Origin of the sequence: Vogesella mureinivorans (assembly GCF_007644035.1) — a bacterium.
Classification (GTDB): Bacteria; Pseudomonadota; Gammaproteobacteria; order Burkholderiales; family Chromobacteriaceae; genus Vogesella; species Vogesella mureinivorans.
The window spans coordinates 1-535 of sequence record NZ_VMTV02001008.1; the positions used below are offsets into that span (position 1 = coordinate 1).

General features: G+C 64.1%; 2 protein-coding genes. Both read left to right on the forward strand.

Translation table 11 applies throughout. From position 1 onward, the window contains the following. The coding region (locus FLQ44_RS22470; protein WP_206209100.1) for a DNA cytosine methyltransferase at positions 1 to 319 on the forward strand (319 nt) is incomplete at its 5' end. Next, positions 316 to 510, forward strand: coding sequence for a hypothetical protein (locus FLQ44_RS22475; protein WP_147696146.1), 195 nt, complete (start codon positions 316 to 318; stop codon positions 508 to 510). The genes FLQ44_RS22470 and FLQ44_RS22475, both read left to right, overlap by 4 nt. Positions 511 to 535 lie beyond the last annotated feature (25 nt).

A 535-nucleotide genomic window follows, 5' to 3' on the forward strand; every position in this document is an offset into this window, starting at 1 on the left:
CGCCACGCTGAAACGCATCGCTGCCGGCCGTGCCCGCTTTGGGGCCCGCTTCTTGGCACCGTACTACGGCACCGGATCAGGCGAGACCGGCCGAAGCCTGGCACGACCCATCGGCACTATCACCACCCGCGACCGCTGGGCGGTGATCGACGGCGACCGCATGCGAATGCTGACCGCGCAGGAATGCCGCGCCGCAATGGGCTTCCGCCCCGACTACATCCTGCCGGAACAACACCGGCTAGCCGTGCACATGCTGGGCAATGCAGTTTGCCCACCCGTGATGCGCGACATCCTTACCGCAATCCAGGAGGCAGCATGACTCCACAACAAACAACCGAACGGCCAACCTGCGCGGTGGGCGGCATGATCAATCGCAGCACCATCTGTGGTGCGGTCGTGGTGGGTGGTCACTATTGCAGCCATCCCGGCAAGTGCCAGAACAAGGTAGTGCCGCCTGCCAGCTCGCGCTACCCGGCAGACCTAGTTGAGAGCGACGGGGGTGAGGTATGAAAGAACGCCCGATTCTATTCAGCGG